This is a genomic window from Planomicrobium okeanokoites (assembly GCF_003428875.1).
GTDB lineage: Bacteria > Bacillota > Bacilli > Bacillales_A > Planococcaceae > Planococcus > Planococcus okeanokoites.
This window is the reverse complement of the sequence record NZ_QQRS01000004.1, coordinates 374,759-390,745: the sequence shown is the minus strand read 5'-3', so window position 1 is coordinate 390,745 and position 15,987 is coordinate 374,759. Positions and strand designations below refer to the sequence as shown.

General features: G+C 47.0%; 16 protein-coding genes, 7 tRNA genes and 1 rRNA gene. 22 read left to right on the top strand and 2 right to left on the bottom strand.

Going from position 1 to position 15,987, the window contains the following annotated elements; genetic code table 11:
* The 8 genes from rrf to D2910_RS11900 all read left to right on the top strand — a co-directional run.
* Positions 1–79: ribosomal RNA gene (gene rrf / locus D2910_RS17110) — 5S ribosomal RNA — on the top strand; the annotation flags it as partial.
* Positions 80–119: 40 nt separating this feature from the next.
* Positions 120–192: transfer RNA gene (locus D2910_RS11930), tRNA-Thr, on the top strand.
* 51 nt (positions 193–243) lie between these two features.
* Positions 244–318, top strand: a tRNA-Glu gene (locus D2910_RS11925).
* 118 nt (positions 319–436) lie between these two features.
* Positions 437–512 (top strand) — tRNA-Val (locus D2910_RS11920).
* Between the two features lie 23 nt (positions 513–535).
* A tRNA-Tyr gene (locus tag D2910_RS11915) sits at positions 536–619 on the top strand.
* Between the two features lie 15 nt (positions 620–634).
* Positions 635–709, top strand: a tRNA-Gln gene (locus D2910_RS11910).
* Positions 710–717: 8 nt separating this feature from the next.
* Positions 718–790, top strand: a tRNA-Lys gene (locus D2910_RS11905).
* A gap of 30 nt (positions 791–820) precedes the next feature.
* Positions 821–893 (top strand) — tRNA-Ala (locus D2910_RS11900).
* 354 nt (positions 894–1,247) lie between these two features.
* Here the strand turns inward: D2910_RS11900 and D2910_RS11895 are convergent.
* Complete coding sequence (locus tag D2910_RS11895) at positions 1,248–2,327, bottom strand: citrate synthase/methylcitrate synthase (RefSeq protein ID WP_117313632.1); 1,080 nt, start codon at positions 2,325–2,327, stop codon at positions 1,248–1,250.
* Between the two features lie 97 nt (positions 2,328–2,424).
* Here D2910_RS11895 and D2910_RS11890 point away from each other — a divergent pair, with 97 nt between their 5' ends.
* The 10 genes from D2910_RS11890 to glmS all read left to right on the top strand — a co-directional run bounded on the left by D2910_RS11890 (position 2,425) and on the right by glmS (position 12,269).
* Positions 2,425–3,315 carry a LysR family transcriptional regulator gene (locus D2910_RS11890; protein ID WP_240633614.1) on the top strand — a complete coding sequence of 297 codons (891 nt, stop codon included), beginning with the start codon at positions 2,425–2,427 and terminating at the stop codon, positions 3,313–3,315.
* A gap of 12 nt (positions 3,316–3,327) precedes the next feature.
* Positions 3,328–3,891 (top strand): GNAT family N-acetyltransferase, encoded by a 564-nt coding sequence (locus tag D2910_RS11885; protein WP_117313631.1) that lies wholly within the window; start codon positions 3,328–3,330, stop codon positions 3,889–3,891.
* A gap of 70 nt (positions 3,892–3,961) precedes the next feature.
* Positions 3,962–4,870: an arginase gene (rocF, locus tag D2910_RS11880; protein ID WP_117313630.1), complete on the top strand. Its 909-nt coding sequence runs from the start codon at positions 3,962–3,964 to the stop codon at positions 4,868–4,870.
* 200 nt (positions 4,871–5,070) lie between these two features.
* Positions 5,071–5,634 carry an RNA polymerase sigma factor SigW gene (gene sigW / locus D2910_RS11875; RefSeq protein WP_084243388.1) on the top strand — a complete coding sequence of 188 codons (564 nt, stop codon included), beginning with the start codon at positions 5,071–5,073 and terminating at the stop codon, positions 5,632–5,634.
* A gap of 12 nt (positions 5,635–5,646) precedes the next feature.
* Positions 5,647–6,282, top strand: a complete 636-nt coding sequence (locus D2910_RS11870) for an anti-sigma factor family protein (RefSeq protein ID WP_117313629.1) — start codon at positions 5,647–5,649, stop codon at positions 6,280–6,282.
* Between the two features lie 185 nt (positions 6,283–6,467).
* Positions 6,468–7,304, top strand: coding sequence for a diadenylate cyclase CdaA (cdaA, locus tag D2910_RS11865; RefSeq protein WP_084243386.1), 837 nt, complete (start codon positions 6,468–6,470; stop codon positions 7,302–7,304).
* Positions 7,297–8,412, top strand: coding sequence for a CdaR family protein (locus tag D2910_RS11860; RefSeq protein WP_117313628.1), 1,116 nt, complete (start codon positions 7,297–7,299; stop codon positions 8,410–8,412). The genes cdaA and D2910_RS11860 overlap by 8 nt, the downstream gene beginning before the upstream one ends.
* A 27-nt stretch (positions 8,413–8,439) precedes the next feature.
* Positions 8,440–8,571, top strand: a complete 132-nt coding sequence (locus tag D2910_RS17095) for a hypothetical protein (RefSeq protein ID WP_276310423.1) — start codon at positions 8,440–8,442, stop codon at positions 8,569–8,571.
* 46 nt (positions 8,572–8,617) lie between these two features.
* Entirely contained in the window at positions 8,618–9,967 is a 1,350-nt protein-coding gene (gene glmM, locus D2910_RS11855; RefSeq protein WP_084243384.1) for a phosphoglucosamine mutase, read from the top strand.
* 496 nt (positions 9,968–10,463) lie between these two features.
* Positions 10,464–12,269, top strand: a complete 1,806-nt coding sequence (glmS, locus tag D2910_RS11850; protein ID WP_117313627.1) for a glutamine--fructose-6-phosphate transaminase (isomerizing) — start codon at positions 10,464–10,466, stop codon at positions 12,267–12,269.
* Positions 12,270–12,388: 119 nt separating this feature from the next.
* Here glmS and D2910_RS11845 read toward each other — a convergent pair whose 3' ends face one another.
* Positions 12,389–13,021, bottom strand: a complete 633-nt coding sequence (locus tag D2910_RS11845) for a C40 family peptidase (RefSeq protein ID WP_158241209.1) — start codon at positions 13,019–13,021, stop codon at positions 12,389–12,391.
* A 626-nt stretch (positions 13,022–13,647) separates the two neighbouring features.
* On the opposite strand from D2910_RS11845, the gene D2910_RS11840 reads away from it, so the two are divergent.
* The 4 genes from D2910_RS11840 to D2910_RS11825 are packed head-to-tail and all read left to right on the top strand — an operon-like array spanning position 13,648 to position 15,905.
* Positions 13,648–14,178, top strand: coding sequence for an NUDIX hydrolase (locus tag D2910_RS11840; protein ID WP_117313653.1), 531 nt, complete (start codon positions 13,648–13,650; stop codon positions 14,176–14,178).
* A complete protein-coding gene (locus D2910_RS11835) occupies positions 14,162–14,611 on the top strand; it encodes a GNAT family N-acetyltransferase (protein WP_117313625.1) in 450 nt (149 codons plus the stop codon). Before D2910_RS11840 ends, D2910_RS11835 begins: the two co-directional genes overlap by 17 nt.
* Before the next feature lie 35 nt (positions 14,612–14,646).
* Positions 14,647–15,162, top strand: coding sequence for an NUDIX hydrolase (locus D2910_RS11830; protein WP_117313624.1), 516 nt, complete (start codon positions 14,647–14,649; stop codon positions 15,160–15,162).
* Positions 15,163–15,179: 17 nt separating this feature from the next.
* Positions 15,180–15,905, top strand: coding sequence for an alpha/beta fold hydrolase (locus D2910_RS11825; RefSeq protein ID WP_117313623.1), 726 nt, complete (start codon positions 15,180–15,182; stop codon positions 15,903–15,905).
* The last annotated feature ends 82 nt before the right edge of the window (positions 15,906–15,987 follow it).

Below are 15,987 nucleotides of genomic sequence, written 5' to 3'. Positions count from 1 at the left end.
CCCGAACACGGCAGTTAAGCTCTTTTGCGCCGATGGTAGTTGGGGGATCTCCCCCTGTGAGAGTAGGACGTCGCTGGGCTATTCTATGTTTTATTTTTGTTCCGAGATTCTTTTGCCTTGCTTCCATAGCTCAGCAGGTAGAGTGCTTCCATGGTAAGGAAGAGGTCACCGGTTCGAACCCGGTTGGAAGCTTTTATTTTTAAAATGAAGTTTCTTTACATGGGTTACATCATTATTTATCAAGGCCCCTTGGTCAAGCGGTTAAGACACCGCCCTTTCACGGCGGTAACACGGGTTCGAATCCCGTAGGGGTCACCAAATTACTAAACGAAGATGGTAATTTGCGACGACGCAGCGAAGCGAGGAAGGAACACCTCCTTTAACTTCTGCAAAGCATAGTCTGCAAATCATGCCAGATGATATTTTTAAAATAAATGGAGGATTAGCTCAGCTGGGAGAGCATCTGCCTTACAAGCAGAGGGTCGGCGGTTCGATCCCGTCATCCTCCACCATGTAGTATTTCGAATTTCATATCGGTGGGGTAGCGAAGTGGCTAAACGCGGCGGACTGTAAATCCGCTCCTTCGGGTTCGGCAGTTCGAATCTGCCCCCCACCACCAGTTTTATATTGGCATTGGGGTATAGCCAAGCGGTAAGGCAACGGGTTTTGATCCCGTCATGCCCTGGTTCGAATCCAGGTACCCCAGCCATTTTTTATGAGCCATTAGCTCAGTTGGTAGAGCATCTGACTTTTAATCAGAGGGTCGAAGGTTCGAATCCTTCATGGCTCATCTTTTAATTACCTTGCGCCTGTTCAGCGCGGGGCCTTAGCTCAGCTGGGAGAGCGCGACGCTGGCAGCGTCGAGGTCAGGGGTTCGAGCCCCCTAGGCTCCATTGTTCCATGTGTATTTGTACTATCCATGTGTAAAAATCCCGTATCCATTCAATTGGATACGGGATTTTTTTATGCTTTTCGAATCTAAACGGACGCTTGCGCTTTTCTGGTGTCCAGACTCCGGCGACCCAGCTCTTCGAGTCATAAGCCAACCCAGCTGCCGTGGCAAAGAGCGCCACTCTGCTGGTCTGTCTTATGCTTTTCAGAGCTAAACGGGTGCCGTCGCTTTTCTTTGTCCAGACTCCAGCGCCCAGATTCTCGAGTCATAAGCCACTTTGGCTATGCGGCAAAGAACGCCGCTTCGCCAAATCGTCTTATGCTTTTCGAATCTAAACGGGCGCTTGCGCTTTTCTTTAGTTTCCAACATAAATCGACTGCGGTCGGAAGATGACGTTGTCTTGCTGCTGTTCAATCGTGTGGGCTGTCCAGCCGACGATTCGCGCGATGCTGAACGTAGGCGTAAATAATGCTGGCGGCATGTCAATCGAACGCATAATGGCTGCGGCGTAAAATTCTACGTTGGTGTACAAGGCGCGTCCGGGTTTTCGTTCGTTAAGCAGCTGGATAATCCGTTTTTCGGCAACCACTGCAAGATCCAGCCAAGGATCGCTGCCTTGCAGCTCCAGGCATTTCCCGCGCAAAAGAATGGAACGCGGATCTTCGGTTCGGTAGATGCGGTGGCCAAAGCCCATGATTTTTTCTCCCGCTTCCAGCTTGCTGCTGATCACCGAATCGATATCATCAGCTGTGCTGATTTCGTTGAGCAAGGTGATGACTCCGGAAGGCGCGCCTCCGTGCAACGGCCCTTTCATAGTGCCAAGCGCGGAAGTGACGGCCGCCACCATATCCGATTCTGTGGAAACGGTGACCCGCGCAGCAAAAGTCGAAGCGTTCATGCCATGCTCCATGGTCAGCTTCAAGTATGTTTCAAGCGCTTCGATGTGTGCAGCGGCTGGTTCTTCACCGAAAAGCATCCATAAATAATTGGCGACGTGACCAAGTCCGTCGTTCGGATGAATTGGCTCCAACCCGTTTTGAAGCCGGTAAAGCATGGCGGTCATGACGGACAACGCAGAAGTGAGTGCAATTGACTGCTCAGAAGGAGCCAGTGTGACATACTCATCATCATAATAGGCTGACATCAGAGTGCGCATATTATCCATAAGGGGAACATTAACCGGCAGCTCTTCAGCAATCTTTGCAATGTGCTCAGGAAGTGTCCGGTACTTTATGAATTGCCGGTTCAGCTCATAAGCCTGTTCTTCTGTCGGAAATTCCCCATGCCATAAGAAGTAAGCAGTTTCTTCAAAGCTTTTATCCTGGACCGCTTCTTCAACTAAGCTTCCCCGATACCGTAATTCTCCTTTCTCTCCATCTACAGAAGCGATTTTCGTCTGAACAGCCACTACATCTTTCAACCCTTTTTGGAACATGTAAATTCCTCCTTTTCTTAAAGTTTACCCCGACATATTGATTATGAAAATTAATGATTTATAATTAAATCAATTCAAAATATTAATCAGCAAGGAAGTGATCGCCATCGACTTGGCTTGGTTAAAGACGTTTACCGATGCCGCAGAGACACTGAATTTCCGAAAGACTTCCGAGAGGCTGCTGATGTCACAGCCAAGTGTTACTGTGCACATCCGCCTGTTGGAAGAAAGCCTGGGCGTGGTTTTATTCCAGCGGCAGAAGAACCGGGTATCGCTGACGGAGGAAGGGAAGTTGTTCAAAGGGGAAGCGGACAGGCTGCTGCGGCAGCTGGAGCAAAGTGTGGAAAAGGTCCATTCGTTTGCGCAGGGATACCGCAAGAAGTGGGTGCTGGCGATTTCGCCTTTGATGGCAGAGACGGTGCTGCCTTATCTGTTGAAGTCGTTTACGAAACGGCATCCCGATTTGGAATTGGTGATCCAGGTGGAGGAATCGGAAAAGATAGAGGCGCTGGTGGAGAGCGGGGCAGTGAACGCAGGAATTTCCGCCATTCAGCCGGTGAGCCGTGTGCTGCACAGTGAAGTGGTCTATAAAGATGAGCTTGTTTTTGTGGTTCCGCGGGATGCTTACGATGATGAGTCGGGACCGGTCATTTCCGATGAAACGATGTTGCGGTCCCACTATCTTTTCACGCATCATCATCCGGTGTTTTGGGATGAATTATTGGTCAAATTAAGCTCGAAAACACCGGGGGTGCGGACAATGACCGTGACGCAGGCGCATATTGCCAAGCGTTTTATACAGGAAGGATTGGGCGTATCATTTTTGCCGCGGTCGATGGTAAGGCGGGAACTGATCGAAGGCCGTCTGTTGGAAGCGCATTTTGACTTGTTTCCATTGCCTGAAGTCGCTACTTATTTTATTTGCAAAGAAAAGAATGACTTGGAAAAGGAATTTTTGGAAAGAATACAGGCGGTTTATTTCAGTTAAGGGGGAAGTTGGATGATCATCGAACAGCCAGGCGTGAGATTGCGGTTATTGAAGCGGGAGGATTTTGAAACATTATGGGAACTGTACACACCGGATATTTTCGAACATATGCTGATAAAAGTGGAGACGTTCGAGCAGTTAGTTGAGTGGCTGGAAGCCGGATTGAATGGCTCGAATGTGCTGGTGTTCGCTGTAGAACAGCCGGACACCGGAAAAGTAGTCGGCACGACCCGGATTTACGGAATCGATGAAGCGAATAAAAGCTGTGAAATCGGTTCGACGTTTTATGCGGAAGAAATGCATGGCAGCGGATTGAACAGCCGGGTGAAATACGCGCTGCTGGCTTATTGTTTTGAAGAGCGGGAGATGATACGGGTCCAGTTTAAAACGGACAGTGAAAATGTCCGTTCGCAGAAAGCGCTTGAAGCTATAGGGGCAGTAAAGGAAGGGACGATGCGCAATGAACGCATCCGTTCGACCGGCCTGCCAAGAGATGCTATTGTTTATTCAATTATTGATGAGGAATGGCCCGCAGTTAAAGAATTGCTGAAAAAACGAATGAATAAAAATACGTAATCTTGTGTGGTTGAGCCATGTTGTTGTTAGCGGTTACAATGGGTTTGACAACTCAAGGGGGTATAAAAACATGAATAAATTAAATGTATCAATTATTGGAGTTCCAATGGATCATGGACAGAATCGCCGCGGCGTTGATATGGGACCGAGCGCAATCCGTTATGCGGGTGTGGTTGAGCGCATCGAAAACCTGGGGCATACCGTCAAGGATGAAGGGGACATCCAAGTCGGCCATGCGGATGGGCAAGTCGATACAGACACAAACCTACGCAATATGGAAGTCATCACTGAAGCGATGGAAGCGCTTGGCGAAAAAGTCCAGGCAGTTACGAAAACAGGAAACTTCCCGCTGGTACTCGGCGGTGACCATAGTATCGCCATCGGAACACTTGCAGGCATCTCGCCGAACCACGAAAATTTAGGTGTGATCTGGTATGATGCCCACGCAGATATGAACACGAGTGAAACATCGCCGTCAGGCAATATCCACGGTATGCCGCTTGCTGCAAGCTTTGGCCACGGCCACGAGAAGTTGACGCAGATTCGCGGCTTTTCACCGAAAGTGAAGCCGGAGAACATCGTTATCATCGGTGCACGTTCGGTAGACCCGGGCGAACGCGAATTAATCCGTGAGCGCGGCATCAAAGTTTACAGCATGCATGAAATCGATAAGATGGGCATGGATTTTGTTATCGAAGATTCAATCCGCTACTTAAAAGAAGAGCGCAAGACAGACGGTGTCCACTTATCACTGGATCTTGATGGCATTGATCCTCTTTATACGCCAGGCGTTGGCACTCCAGTACCAGGCGGCATCAGCTACCGGGAAAGCCATTTGGCGATGGAGATGCTACATGATGCAGGCATCATCACATCCGCTGAATTCGTGGAAGTGAACCCGATTCTGGATGAAAAAAATAGAACAGCAGACGTTGCAGTGGCTTTGATTGGTTCATTGCTTGGCGAAAAACTACTTTAAAACAGGCGAAAGCCTGTTTTTTATTTTTATGGAAAGTAATTATGTGAAATAAGGAACAAACCCTTTAGTTATTTCGTATGAAATTTAGATGGATTTATTTGGGTAATCTTTGATACCATATAAAAGAGAAAATAAATGAAACCTTTCTATAAATGATACGTATATAAAACATAGCCGCATAGGCGGAGGGAAATGAGATCATGGATGCGTTAGTGAACAAGAGAATAGCAAAAGTCATTAAAGGCGACCAGGACGCATTCGCAGAGATTGTAGAATTGTATCAGCACCAGCTGTATCAAATTTGCTATCGTATGCTCGGCAATAAACATGAAGCCGAAGATATAGCTCAGGAAGCTTTCATGCGTGCTTACGTCAATATTCATACATTCGATCAGAAAAGGAAATTCTCCACTTGGCTTTACCGCATAGCTACAAATTTGTGCATCGACCGGATCAGAAAGAAAAAACCGGATTATCACCTGGATGCAGAAGTGCGTGGGGCAGAAGGCTTGAATATGTACTCGAGCATCGCCAACGACGACGAACTTCCCGAAGATGAATTGGTGAAGATGGAAGTCCAGGAGCGGGTACAATATGAGATTAGCCGCTTGCCAGATAAGTACCGGGCAGCTATTGTATTAAAGTATATTGAAGAATTGCCGCTGGCTGAAATCAGCGAAATTCTGGATTTGCCGCTTGGGACTGTGAAAACACGTATACACCGCGGGCGCGAAGCCTTGCGGAAGCAATTAAGCAATTTGTAGGAGGCGAGCAGGATGAAGACGTGTCCGGATTACATCGTCCAGTATATGAACGATTATTTAGACGGTGACCTTGAACCATCCAAAGAACGGGTGTTGAAAGAAAATCTGGCGACCTGCCAAGATTGTCAGAAGATCTACCATGAATTGAACAAAACGATTGCATTCGTCCAGAGTGCATCCCATATAGAAGCGCCAAAAGGCTTTGTCGAAGCCACGATGAGCAAACTGCCGAAGCAGAAACAGCGTTCAGGCGCGCAGCGCTGGTTCAAGCAGCATCCGCTTTTGACGGCTGCAGCAATTTTCTTCGTATTGATGAGTGCGACATTATTCTCGGACTTTAATAATGATCAGCAATTCTCCTTTACAAAGCAGCCGAATGTGGTGGTGGAAGGCAATACTGTCATTGTACCGGAAGGTGAAGTGGTGACGGGGGATATCACGGTAAGGAACGGCGATCTGCGGGTCGACGGGGAACTTCATGGTAATGTCACCGTCGTAAACGGGCAATATATGGCCTCCAGTGGGGTAATCACCGGCGAAGTGGAAGAAATCGACCAGATTTTCGACTGGTTATGGTATACCATTAAAAATGGCTTTAAAGACGCAGCTTCCATTTTTAATAATGAAGACGCAATGATCGGCGAATAAATCCGTCCCTTTGGGGGCGGATTTTTTGCATTCAGTTTCCGGCAGTTACTGTTGCTTTTCTATTGTCCAGACTCCAGCTGGTCTGTCTTAAGCCTTTCAGTGCCGCATGGCTTTTCTATAAAGCATGACCAGAATGTTTTATGATATACTTATTTCATGCAGATGTAGAAAAGCGAGGGTTGCAGATGCCGTTTTTGGATAATATTACAAACCTAACACCACTCGAACTCATAATCAATATAGCTGATATTTTATTAGTTTGGTTCGTTTTATATAAATTGATCACGATCATTAAAGGGACGAAAGCCGTTCAATTATTGAAAGGGATTTTCGTCATCATCATCGCCCAATTGATCACGCAGGCATTGAATCTGCAGACGCTTGGCTGGATTATGCAGGAAGTGCTCAATTGGGGTTTCCTGGCGATCATCATCATCTTCCAGCCGGAACTCAGACGGGCGCTCGAACAGCTGGGGCGCGGAAAACTGTTTTCCAGCAGCACGCTGAACGAGGAATCAGAACGCAACCGGCTGATCGAAGCAATGACAAAATCCGTCAGTTACATGGCGAAAAGGCGTATTGGCGCATTGGTATCCATTGAACGTGAAACCGGATTGAGTGAGTATATTGAAACCGGAATACCTTTGAACTCAGACATTACGTCAGAGTTGATGATAAACCTCTTTATCCCCAATACACCTCTTCACGATGGAGCCGTGATCGTCCAAAAGAACAAAGTGGCGGCGGCGGCGTGCTATCTTCCTTTATCGGAAAGTCCGTTCATTTCCAAAGAACTTGGAACCCGCCACCGCGCGGCACTTGGAATCAGTGAAGTGACAGATGCCATCACCATCGTCGTTTCGGAAGAGACGGGCGCCATCAGCCTGACGGCGAATGGCGATTTGCACCGTAACTTGTCTTTGGAGGATTTTGAAGTGAAACTGCGCCGCATCTGGTTTGGCGAAGAACAGCAGAACGAAACTTCTTCCTGGTGGAACTGGAGGGGAAAAAAGAATGGATAAAATGATGGATAACCCCTGGTTTTTGAGGATTACCGCATTATTGCTAGCCTTTCTTATGTTCTTTTCCGTAAAAGCGGAAGAAGAAAACAATAATTCAGCGGCCAGCAATACGATGACTGAAATTATCGAAGATGTACCGCTCGAAGTGTATTACGACGATACAAGCCTGATGGTCAGCGGTGTGCCGGCGACTGTGGATGTCCAGATTACAGGACCCACCCGAGAGGTTCAAACAACGCAGCAAATCAAAGATTTTACGGTCTTTGTAGACTTGCGGAACCTGCCGCTCGGAGAGCATCGCATCCGTGTGCAAACGGAAAATATCTCTCAAGAATTAGGCGTCAGGATCGATCCGACTTTCCTGGATGTTCTGATCGAGGAACGGGTCACTCAAGAATTTAAAATCGATGCCGAACTGAATGAACGGCTGATTGCGGAAAACTATGTACTGAAAAGTATAACGGCTGATCCCAATACGGTTACAGTCAGCGGACCGAAAAGTGTCATTGATTCCATCAGTTTTGTAAAAGCGACAGTAACGGAAGAGCCAGGCTTGGATTCGTCCGTGACGAGGGAAGCGAGAGTCCGAGTACTTGCGAATGACCTGACGAAACTGGACAATGTAACAATCGAACCGGAAGTGGTGGAGGTCGAAGCTGTCATTGAAGAATACAGCCGGGAAGTTCCGATATCACTGACCCAGACGGGAACGGCACGTGAAGGGATCACCGTGGATGAAATTGAAACGGATGTCGATACCGTCAAGATTTCAGGGCCGCGGAATATCGTTGACACAATCGAAGAATACGAAGTGGAAGTGAATATCAGCGGCGTAACCCTGACTGATACGGCGATTGAAGTGGATCTCGCGGCCCCTGAAGGAACGAGCGCTGTAGAGCCGGGAAGCATCATCGTGGACGCCGAAATCAGTGTGGACGAAACCGTGTTGATGCCGGAAGACATCAATTTCAACAGTGCGAATCCGGATGAGGCACTTCATCAGCAAATCTTCGAGAACCTTCCACTGGAAATCAGAGGGCTGGACGATGGCAATAAAGCCGATTTTCTCGATCCCGAAGATGGTCTGGTCTCGTTGATAGCGTATTGAACGGAAGAATTGCTGGATAGTTTGAAGTTGGAAGATTTTGTGGTATATGTAGATGCAGCGGAAAAAAAGGGACAGCATAAACTGGAAGTTGGGGCAGAAGGATTGAAGAAAGCGAAATGGCTGACTTTTCCTTCTACTGCAACCATCCATATACAATAGGAATTATTATCCGATATTGCATTGGATTTAAGGAGAGAATATAAGCATGGGAAAATATTTTGGAACAGATGGAGTTCGCGGCGTAGCGAATAGCGAACTGACACCGGAATTAGCATTTAAATTGGGCCGCTTCGGCGGATATGTATTGACGAAAAGCTCGAAGGATAAACCGAAAGTTCTGATTGGGCGCGATACCCGTATTTCAGGAGAAATGCTGGAAGGCGCTTTGGCCGCAGGATTATTGAGTGTCGGTGCGGAAGTGATGCGTCTTGGCGTCATCAGTACACCAGGTGTTTCTTACCTGACACGCGTGATGAGCGCGGAAGCGGGCGTCATGATTTCAGCTTCGCATAACCCGGTTGAAGACAATGGCATCAAATTCTTCGGTTCGGACGGCTATAAGCTTTCCGATGACCAGGAAGCTGAAATCGAAGCATTGCTGGATATGGAAGAAGATACGCTGCCGCGTCCTACTGGCGGTGACCTGGGCGCCATTACGAGTTATTTTGAAGGCGGCCAGAAATACATCCAGTATCTGAAACAGACGGTAGATGAAGAGTTCGACGGCATCCATGTCGCGCTTGATTGTGCACACGGTGCCACTTCAACATTGGCGACGCATGTATTCGCCGACCTTGATGCGGATATCAGTTCGATGGGCGCTTCACCAAACGGCTTGAACATCAATGACCAGGTCGGTTCCACTCATCCGCAGAAGCTGGCGGAACTGGTTATTGAGAAAAACGCTGATATCGGGCTTGCTTTCGACGGCGACGGCGACCGTTTAATCGCGGTGGATGAAAAAGGCCGCATTGTCGATGGCGACCAGATCATGTATATCTGCGGTAAATATTTGAAATCTGAAGGCCGCTTGAATAAAGACACAGTGGTGTCCACAGTAATGAGCAATATGGGCTTCTATAAAGCAGTGGAAGCAAACGGCATGACCAGCGTGAAAACAGCAGTAGGCGACCGTTATGTAGTCGAAGAAATGCGCAAAAACGGCTATAATCTTGGCGGCGAACAGTCAGGCCATATCATTTTCCTTGATTATAATACAACAGGCGACGGATTGTTGACGGGCCTTCAATTGGTGAACATCATGAAAGTCACTGGCAAGAAATTGTCCGAGCTTGCAGGTGAAATGACAATTTTCCCGCAGAAACTCGTCAATATCCGTGTAACGGATAAACATGCGGTTACGGATAACGCGAAAGTGGCTGCTGAAATCGAAGAAGTTGAAACGGAAATGAACGGCAATGGCCGTGTGCTTGTGCGCCCTTCCGGTACTGAACCGTTGGTGCGCGTCATGGTGGAAGCAGCTTCAGAAGAAGATTGCGAACGCTATGTCGAGCGGATTGCAGAAGTGGTCCGTGCTGAAATGGGCATGAAATAAAAATTGAGACCGTTCCGAAGCTGAAATGCTTCCGGAACGGTTTTTTTATAGGGCTGCATTAATAAATAAATTAACAAAAGCATAAATATTTTTGTCAGCAAGCAAAGGTGAAAATCGAATTTTATCCTTTATTCGATATTAATACATCTTTGTCTAAGGACTTAGGGACGATTGACTAAGGTAATTGGAAAAGGTATGATATAGTAGCCTGTTTAAGGCCGCCAAAAAAGGGGGATAGTAGTAAAGCGTAAAAAGGAAACTAGTTGAAGCGCCTGTACTGGGGAAATCGGACGGACAAGTCATTTCCCAGTAGACGAGGAGGAGGAGTATCGAGATTTCGGCGGATACCTCCCGGCCGTGAAGCCCGGTCGTTATGTCCATCTTCAAAGCAGTTGAGTGATCAGCTGTACAACAGGATGGATGGGTTCAAGCATGCGTCCGCGCAAAATGGCGAACGCTCTTTTTGATATTGAAAAAAATTGGAGGAACTATAATTATGTGTGGAATTGTTGGGTATATCGGAGAAAAAGATTCAAAAGAAATCCTATTGAAAGGCCTTGAGCGTTTGGAATACCGCGGCTACGATTCAGCGGGTATTGCTGTGCGCAACGGCGATGGCATTACAGTATTCAAGGAAAAAGGCCGCATTGCGGATCTTCGCGGAGCTGTGAACGGCGACGTGACAGGAAACACGGGAATCGGGCACACACGCTGGGCAACGCACGGCAAGCCGAGCCAGGTAAACGCTCACCCGCATCAGAACACGTCAGACCGTTTCACGATTGTGCATAACGGCGTAATCGAAAACTATCACCACCTGCAGCGCGATTATTTGGCTGATGTGGAAATGGAATCCGATACGGACACGGAAATCATCGTTCAATTGATCGGTAAATTTGTTGAAGGCGAAGGCATGACGACGCAGGATGCGTTCAGCAAAGCTTTGAAATTGATGAAAGGTTCGTATGCAATCGCCTTGCTTGACGCTGAAGAAGCACAGACGATTTTCGTCGCGAAAAACAAGAGCCCATTGCTTGTCGGCCTTGGAGAAGATTTCAACGTTGTAGCGTCTGATGCTATGGCAATGCTGCAAGTGACGGACCAATTTGTTGAATTAATGGACAAGGAAATCGTGATCGTCCGCAAAAACAGCGTGGAGATCCTGACGCTTGAAGGCGAAAAAGTGGAACGCGAACCGTTCACTGCTGAAATCGACATGAGCGATATCGATAAGGGCACATACCCTCATTATATGCTGAAAGAAATCGATGAGCAGCCGGCAGTGATGCGCAAAATCATCCAGGCTTACCAAGGCGAGGACGAGAAATTGACGATCCAGCCTGAAATCCTTGATGCTTTGCAGGAAGCTGATCGCCTGTACATCATCGCAGCGGGTACAAGCTATCACGCTGGGCTGATCGGCAAAGAGTATTTGGAGAAAATGGCGGGCATTCCAGTGGAAGTGCATGTAGCGAGTGAATTCGGTTATAACATGCCGCTTCTTTCCGAAAAACCGTTGTTCATCTTCATTTCCCAGTCGGGCGAAACAGCTGACAGCCGCCAGGTATTGGTGCGCATCAAAGAACTTGGCCACCCGTCACTCACAATCACAAACGTGGCGGGATCGACTTTGTCACGCGAAGCTGACCACACGTTATTACTGTATGCAGGACCTGAAATCGCTGTAGCGTCTACTAAAGCTTACACAGCACAATTGGCAGTACTGGCAATTTTGGCAGCCGTAACTGCAGAAGCACGCGGACGCGATCTTGGTTTCGATCTTGTACAGGAAATGGGTATTGTGGCAAACGCCATCCAGGCGCAAGTCGATATGAAGGAAGAAATCGAGAAATTAGCGCATGATTTCCTTTCGACAACACGCAATTGCTTCTTTATCGGCCGTCTGATGGATTATTTCGTTGGTCTTGAAGGCGCGTTGAAGCTGAAAGAGATTTCCTATATCCAGGCGGAGGGCTTTGCCGGCGGTGAATTGAAGCACGGTACGATTGCTTTGATCGAAGAAGGCACGCCTGTCATCGCGCTTGCGACACAGGAATCCGTAAACTTGAACATCCGCGGCAACGTCAAAGAAGTGGCAGCACGCGGCGCGAACACAATGATCATTTCAATGGAAGGCTTGAGCGAAGACGGCGACAGCCACGTCCTTCCGACAGTGCATGAACTGCTGACTCCGCTTGTATCGGTTATTCCGCTGCAGCTGATCAGCTATTACGCAGCACTTCACAGAGATTGTGATGTCGATAAGCCGCGTAACCTGGCGAAATCTGTTACGGTTGAATAAAGACGATTAAAGCAGAGCCGGATCCTTAGGGGTCCGGCTTTTTTTTGCTATCAGATTTAAAGACACGCAAAAAAACAGACCAGGAATTACATCCTGGTCTGTTTCGTGTATTGATTTTATTACATTCTGCCGTAGCCAGTGAAGTGGTCTCCCCAGTATGGGCCAAAGATGTCGACGACTTCTACTCCGCCGTTATTGGCAGCGACCATTTTGCCGTTGCCGATATAGATTCCGATGTGGGAAATCCCTGCTTTATACGTGCCAGAGAAGAATACCAAGTCCCCTTGTTGTGGAGAGCTGACTTTCGTCGCCATGTTATAGTAACCGGCTGCGCTTGTGCGGGCTACGTTGTGGCCTGCTTTGTTAAGTGTATAGGCGATAAATCCGCTGCAGTCGAATCCTGCTGGTGTTGAGCCGCCCCATACATATGGAACTCCGATATATTGCTGTGCAATGGATGCAACTGAAGAAGTGGGGTTGCTCACTTGTGAAACCTGTGGCGCTGTCGTGCTGCTTGATGCTGCAGAAGAACCTGCGCTAGTCTGGAATGTTTGGCCAGGATAAATCATATGGCCTGAAATACCGTTGATGCTTTGCAGGCTAGAAACCGTAGTTCCATAATCCTGTGCAATTTGCCAAAGTGTATCTCCGGATTTTACTTGGTGTGTAGCTGCGCTAGTAGGTGCAGCGATAGCAGCTGAAAGGGCAATAGTGGCAGTGAAAGATAGTAATGCTTTTTTTGTTTTTTTCATGTTTTTATTTCTCCTTAAATGTCTGGAATTCACTGGATTCATATCGTTGAATAGTGATTCTCGTATTTTATAGTTAAAACCAAAATGTCTGATGAGATATTAATAATTTGATGGTCCGTGTCATTTATCTTTGAAGCCTTGATTAGTGTAGCATGCGGTTTTCACGAATTAAACCCTTGTAATGGTTTTGTGAACGCATTTAAATATTTTGATATATTTTTGATATATTATATCTTTGTATAATAATAAACAGGTAATTCATAAAAACAATCTCCTAACGTTAGTCTGAAGGGTTTTTAGAAAGTGGAAAGTAGAAAATATACATATATTCTTTTTCAATCACCGCCATAAAATTACATTATATGGTATGAATATTTCACTGGTGAAATATAGATTTTCTTATTTACTCCATGAGATTTGGTATGGAGTTGGAAAAAATAAGAGTTCAGGAATTGTAAAATTCAGTATTTTACTTGGCGGCAGGATGATATGATTAATTAAAATAGGGGTTTTAATTGGCGAATCGTGCTGTTTTATACGTTTTATTGAGCTTAGGAGCGATTGGGCTTTTCTATAGTACTGCCAAAGCTGAAAAAAATTACGAAACAAAGATAAGGGGCAAGCGCATGGAAAATCAGGCATATGTGAATTGGGGCGGTCATACCATCAGTCTCAGTTGGGAACCATACAGAAAGATGAAATCGAATGATATTGTGACGAGTGTCCACGGTTACTGCTTTTTTGAAGGGAAAGTGGTGCTTGTCCATGTGGATGGCAGAGGCTTTAATGTTCCGGGCGGCCATATTGAATTCGGGGAAAGCCCTGAAGAAACGCTGCACCGCGAAGTATATGAAGAAGCTTATGTCAAAGGGGATGTAACCTATATCGGAGCGATTTGTGTCGATCATACAGAAAACGTGAAGTTCGTGGAGAACGGAAAATATCCGCAGGTCGGTTACCAATTGTTTTACCGGATGGACGTTACGGAATGTCTGCCATTTCTACGGGAGCATGAGACCCTGACACGCATTTGGGTTGAGCCGGAAGAAGTGCCGCATGTAATGGATGACCATGAAATTGCGTTATTGGTATTAAAGGAAGCAATGAACAACAAGATGGAAAGCGGAGTGACTGTGGGAAATGAAAATAGAAACTGAACGATTGATTATCAGCACTTGCACGGAAGATGTAATTCCGATGCTGAATGAACAACAATACGAAAATGGACCACAGGTTGCAAATCACCTGAAGCAATTGGCGGAAGATCCCGCCGTCCTTTATTGGGGACCGTGGCTGGCGATACTGAAAGCAGGCGACAAGATCATCGGGGATCTGGGATTCAAAGGTGCGCCGGATGATAAGGGCGCAGTGGAAATCGGCTATGGTTTGCTTGAAGAATACTGGAGCAAAGGATATGCGACAGAAGCGGTAAAGGCCTTGGTCGACTGGGCATGGAAACAGGATGGTATACATAAGATCAAAGCGGAAACGCTGGTGGATAACCAGGAATCGATCCGTGTGCTCGAAAAAATCGGGATGAAAAAAGTGGCTGAGAGTGAAGAGATGGTTTATTGGGAGATAACTGGGTGATAAATCTAGTCTAAAGAAACGAGAGGGTTTTCATTATGCTGAAATATACGCTTTGTTTGATCAGAAACGGAAACCAATTCCTGCTGCTGAACCGGTTGAAAAAGCCGCAGATGGGCACATGGAACGGTGTTGGCGGCAAAATAGAGAACGGGGAAACGCCATTTGAAAGTGTCATCAGGGAGACTTTTGAAGAAACGGGAATTCTCCTGAAAGAGCTGACTTATGCAGGTAATGTGATATTCAAGAGTAACGAAGGTCGGGAAGGCATGTATCTTTTTACAGCTGATTTGCCGGAAGGCAGTCGTTTGGTGACGCCAGCCGGGACGGCGGAAGGCATCCTGGACTGGAAGCAGGTTGACTGGATTCTTCATAAAGACAACCGGGGTGTAGCTTCAAATCTCCGTGCTTATTTGCCGGCGGTGCTGGAGGGCCGGCTGGGATTGGAGCATCTGTTTACATATGACCAAGGTGTTATTCTGGATTATACGACTGCTGAAGTCGCTGCAGATGAAATCAATGAAAAATATATTCCGCCGATTGCTGTCAGCTGAAAAGAGGAGTGCTTGGAATGGGGAATAGTGTTGGCGGTAGAATAGCAATAAACGGTGCAGAGCTCTATTATGAACGGACGGATAAAACGGGGAAAGGACCCGTCGTCGTCTTTGAGTCAGGCTATGGCTGGGACATGGAAAACTGGGAGCCGATTCGCAAAAGATTGGCTGGATCGGTGGAAATGTTCTTTTATGACCGGGCGGGTGTGGGAAAGAGTGACAAGAGTGATGGACCTTTGCACAGTCTGCAAATTGTCTGGAATTTAAAAGATCTGCTTCAAGTGGCCAAGGTCGAGCCGCCTTATTTAATGGTCGGCCACTCGTTCGGCGGCATCAACGTCCGCCTTTTCGCACATCTCTATCCTGACGATACAGCAGGTGTGATCTTGCTGGATTCCTGCCACGAAGACCAGAACCAAAAGATGGTGCCGTTGTTTTCTGAACAAGTGAAGGAAGAATATTTAAGTCAGTTTACCGTCGAAGCGACTTTGGAAGAATTTGAACAAAGTCTTGAACAGGTTCGGGGCAAAAGCTTGGGAAACACCACATTGCTGGTAGTGACCGGTGGCACTCAGCCTCACCATACGGCAGAGTCCATGCGGGAGTGGCTGAACTTCCAAATGGAACTTGCGGAGTTGTCTTCAACCAGTGAACATGTGGTGATTGAAGAGGCGGGGCATGCTGTCCATTTGGACAATCCGGTGCTCGTCACTTCGTTGATTAAGAAGATGATAATACAATAAAAAATTCCAGGAAACTTCCTGATGATATATCCACTGATAGTAATGGGGCGGTTTAAGCAATTAGTAGAAGGTCGCAGCGAAA

Coding starts and splice junctions, on each gene's coding strand:
- D2910_RS11895 (WP_117313632.1), bottom strand. CDS start 2,327: ATGTTCCAAAAAGGGTTGAAAGATGTAGTGGCTGTTCAGACGAAAATC.
- D2910_RS11885 (WP_117313631.1), top strand. CDS start 3,328: ATGATCATCGAACAGCCAGGCGTGAGATTGCGGTTATTGAAGCGGGAG.
- rocF (WP_117313630.1), top strand. CDS start 3,962: ATGAATAAATTAAATGTATCAATTATTGGAGTTCCAATGGATCATGGA.
- sigW (WP_084243388.1), top strand. CDS start 5,071: ATGGATGCGTTAGTGAACAAGAGAATAGCAAAAGTCATTAAAGGCGAC.
- D2910_RS11870 (WP_117313629.1), top strand. CDS start 5,647: ATGAAGACGTGTCCGGATTACATCGTCCAGTATATGAACGATTATTTA.
- cdaA (WP_084243386.1), top strand. CDS start 6,468: ATGCCGTTTTTGGATAATATTACAAACCTAACACCACTCGAACTCATA.
- D2910_RS11860 (WP_117313628.1), top strand. CDS start 7,297: ATGGATAAAATGATGGATAACCCCTGGTTTTTGAGGATTACCGCATTA.
- glmM (WP_084243384.1), top strand. CDS start 8,618: ATGGGAAAATATTTTGGAACAGATGGAGTTCGCGGCGTAGCGAATAGC.
- glmS (WP_117313627.1), top strand. CDS start 10,464: ATGTGTGGAATTGTTGGGTATATCGGAGAAAAAGATTCAAAAGAAATC.
- D2910_RS11845 (WP_158241209.1), bottom strand. CDS start 13,021: ATGAAAAAAACAAAAAAAGCATTACTATCTTTCACTGCCACTATTGCC.
- D2910_RS11840 (WP_117313653.1), top strand. CDS start 13,648: ATGGAAAATCAGGCATATGTGAATTGGGGCGGTCATACCATCAGTCTC.
- D2910_RS11835 (WP_117313625.1), top strand. CDS start 14,162: ATGAAAATAGAAACTGAACGATTGATTATCAGCACTTGCACGGAAGAT.
- D2910_RS11830 (WP_117313624.1), top strand. CDS start 14,647: ATGCTGAAATATACGCTTTGTTTGATCAGAAACGGAAACCAATTCCTG.
- D2910_RS11825 (WP_117313623.1), top strand. CDS start 15,180: ATGGGGAATAGTGTTGGCGGTAGAATAGCAATAAACGGTGCAGAGCTC.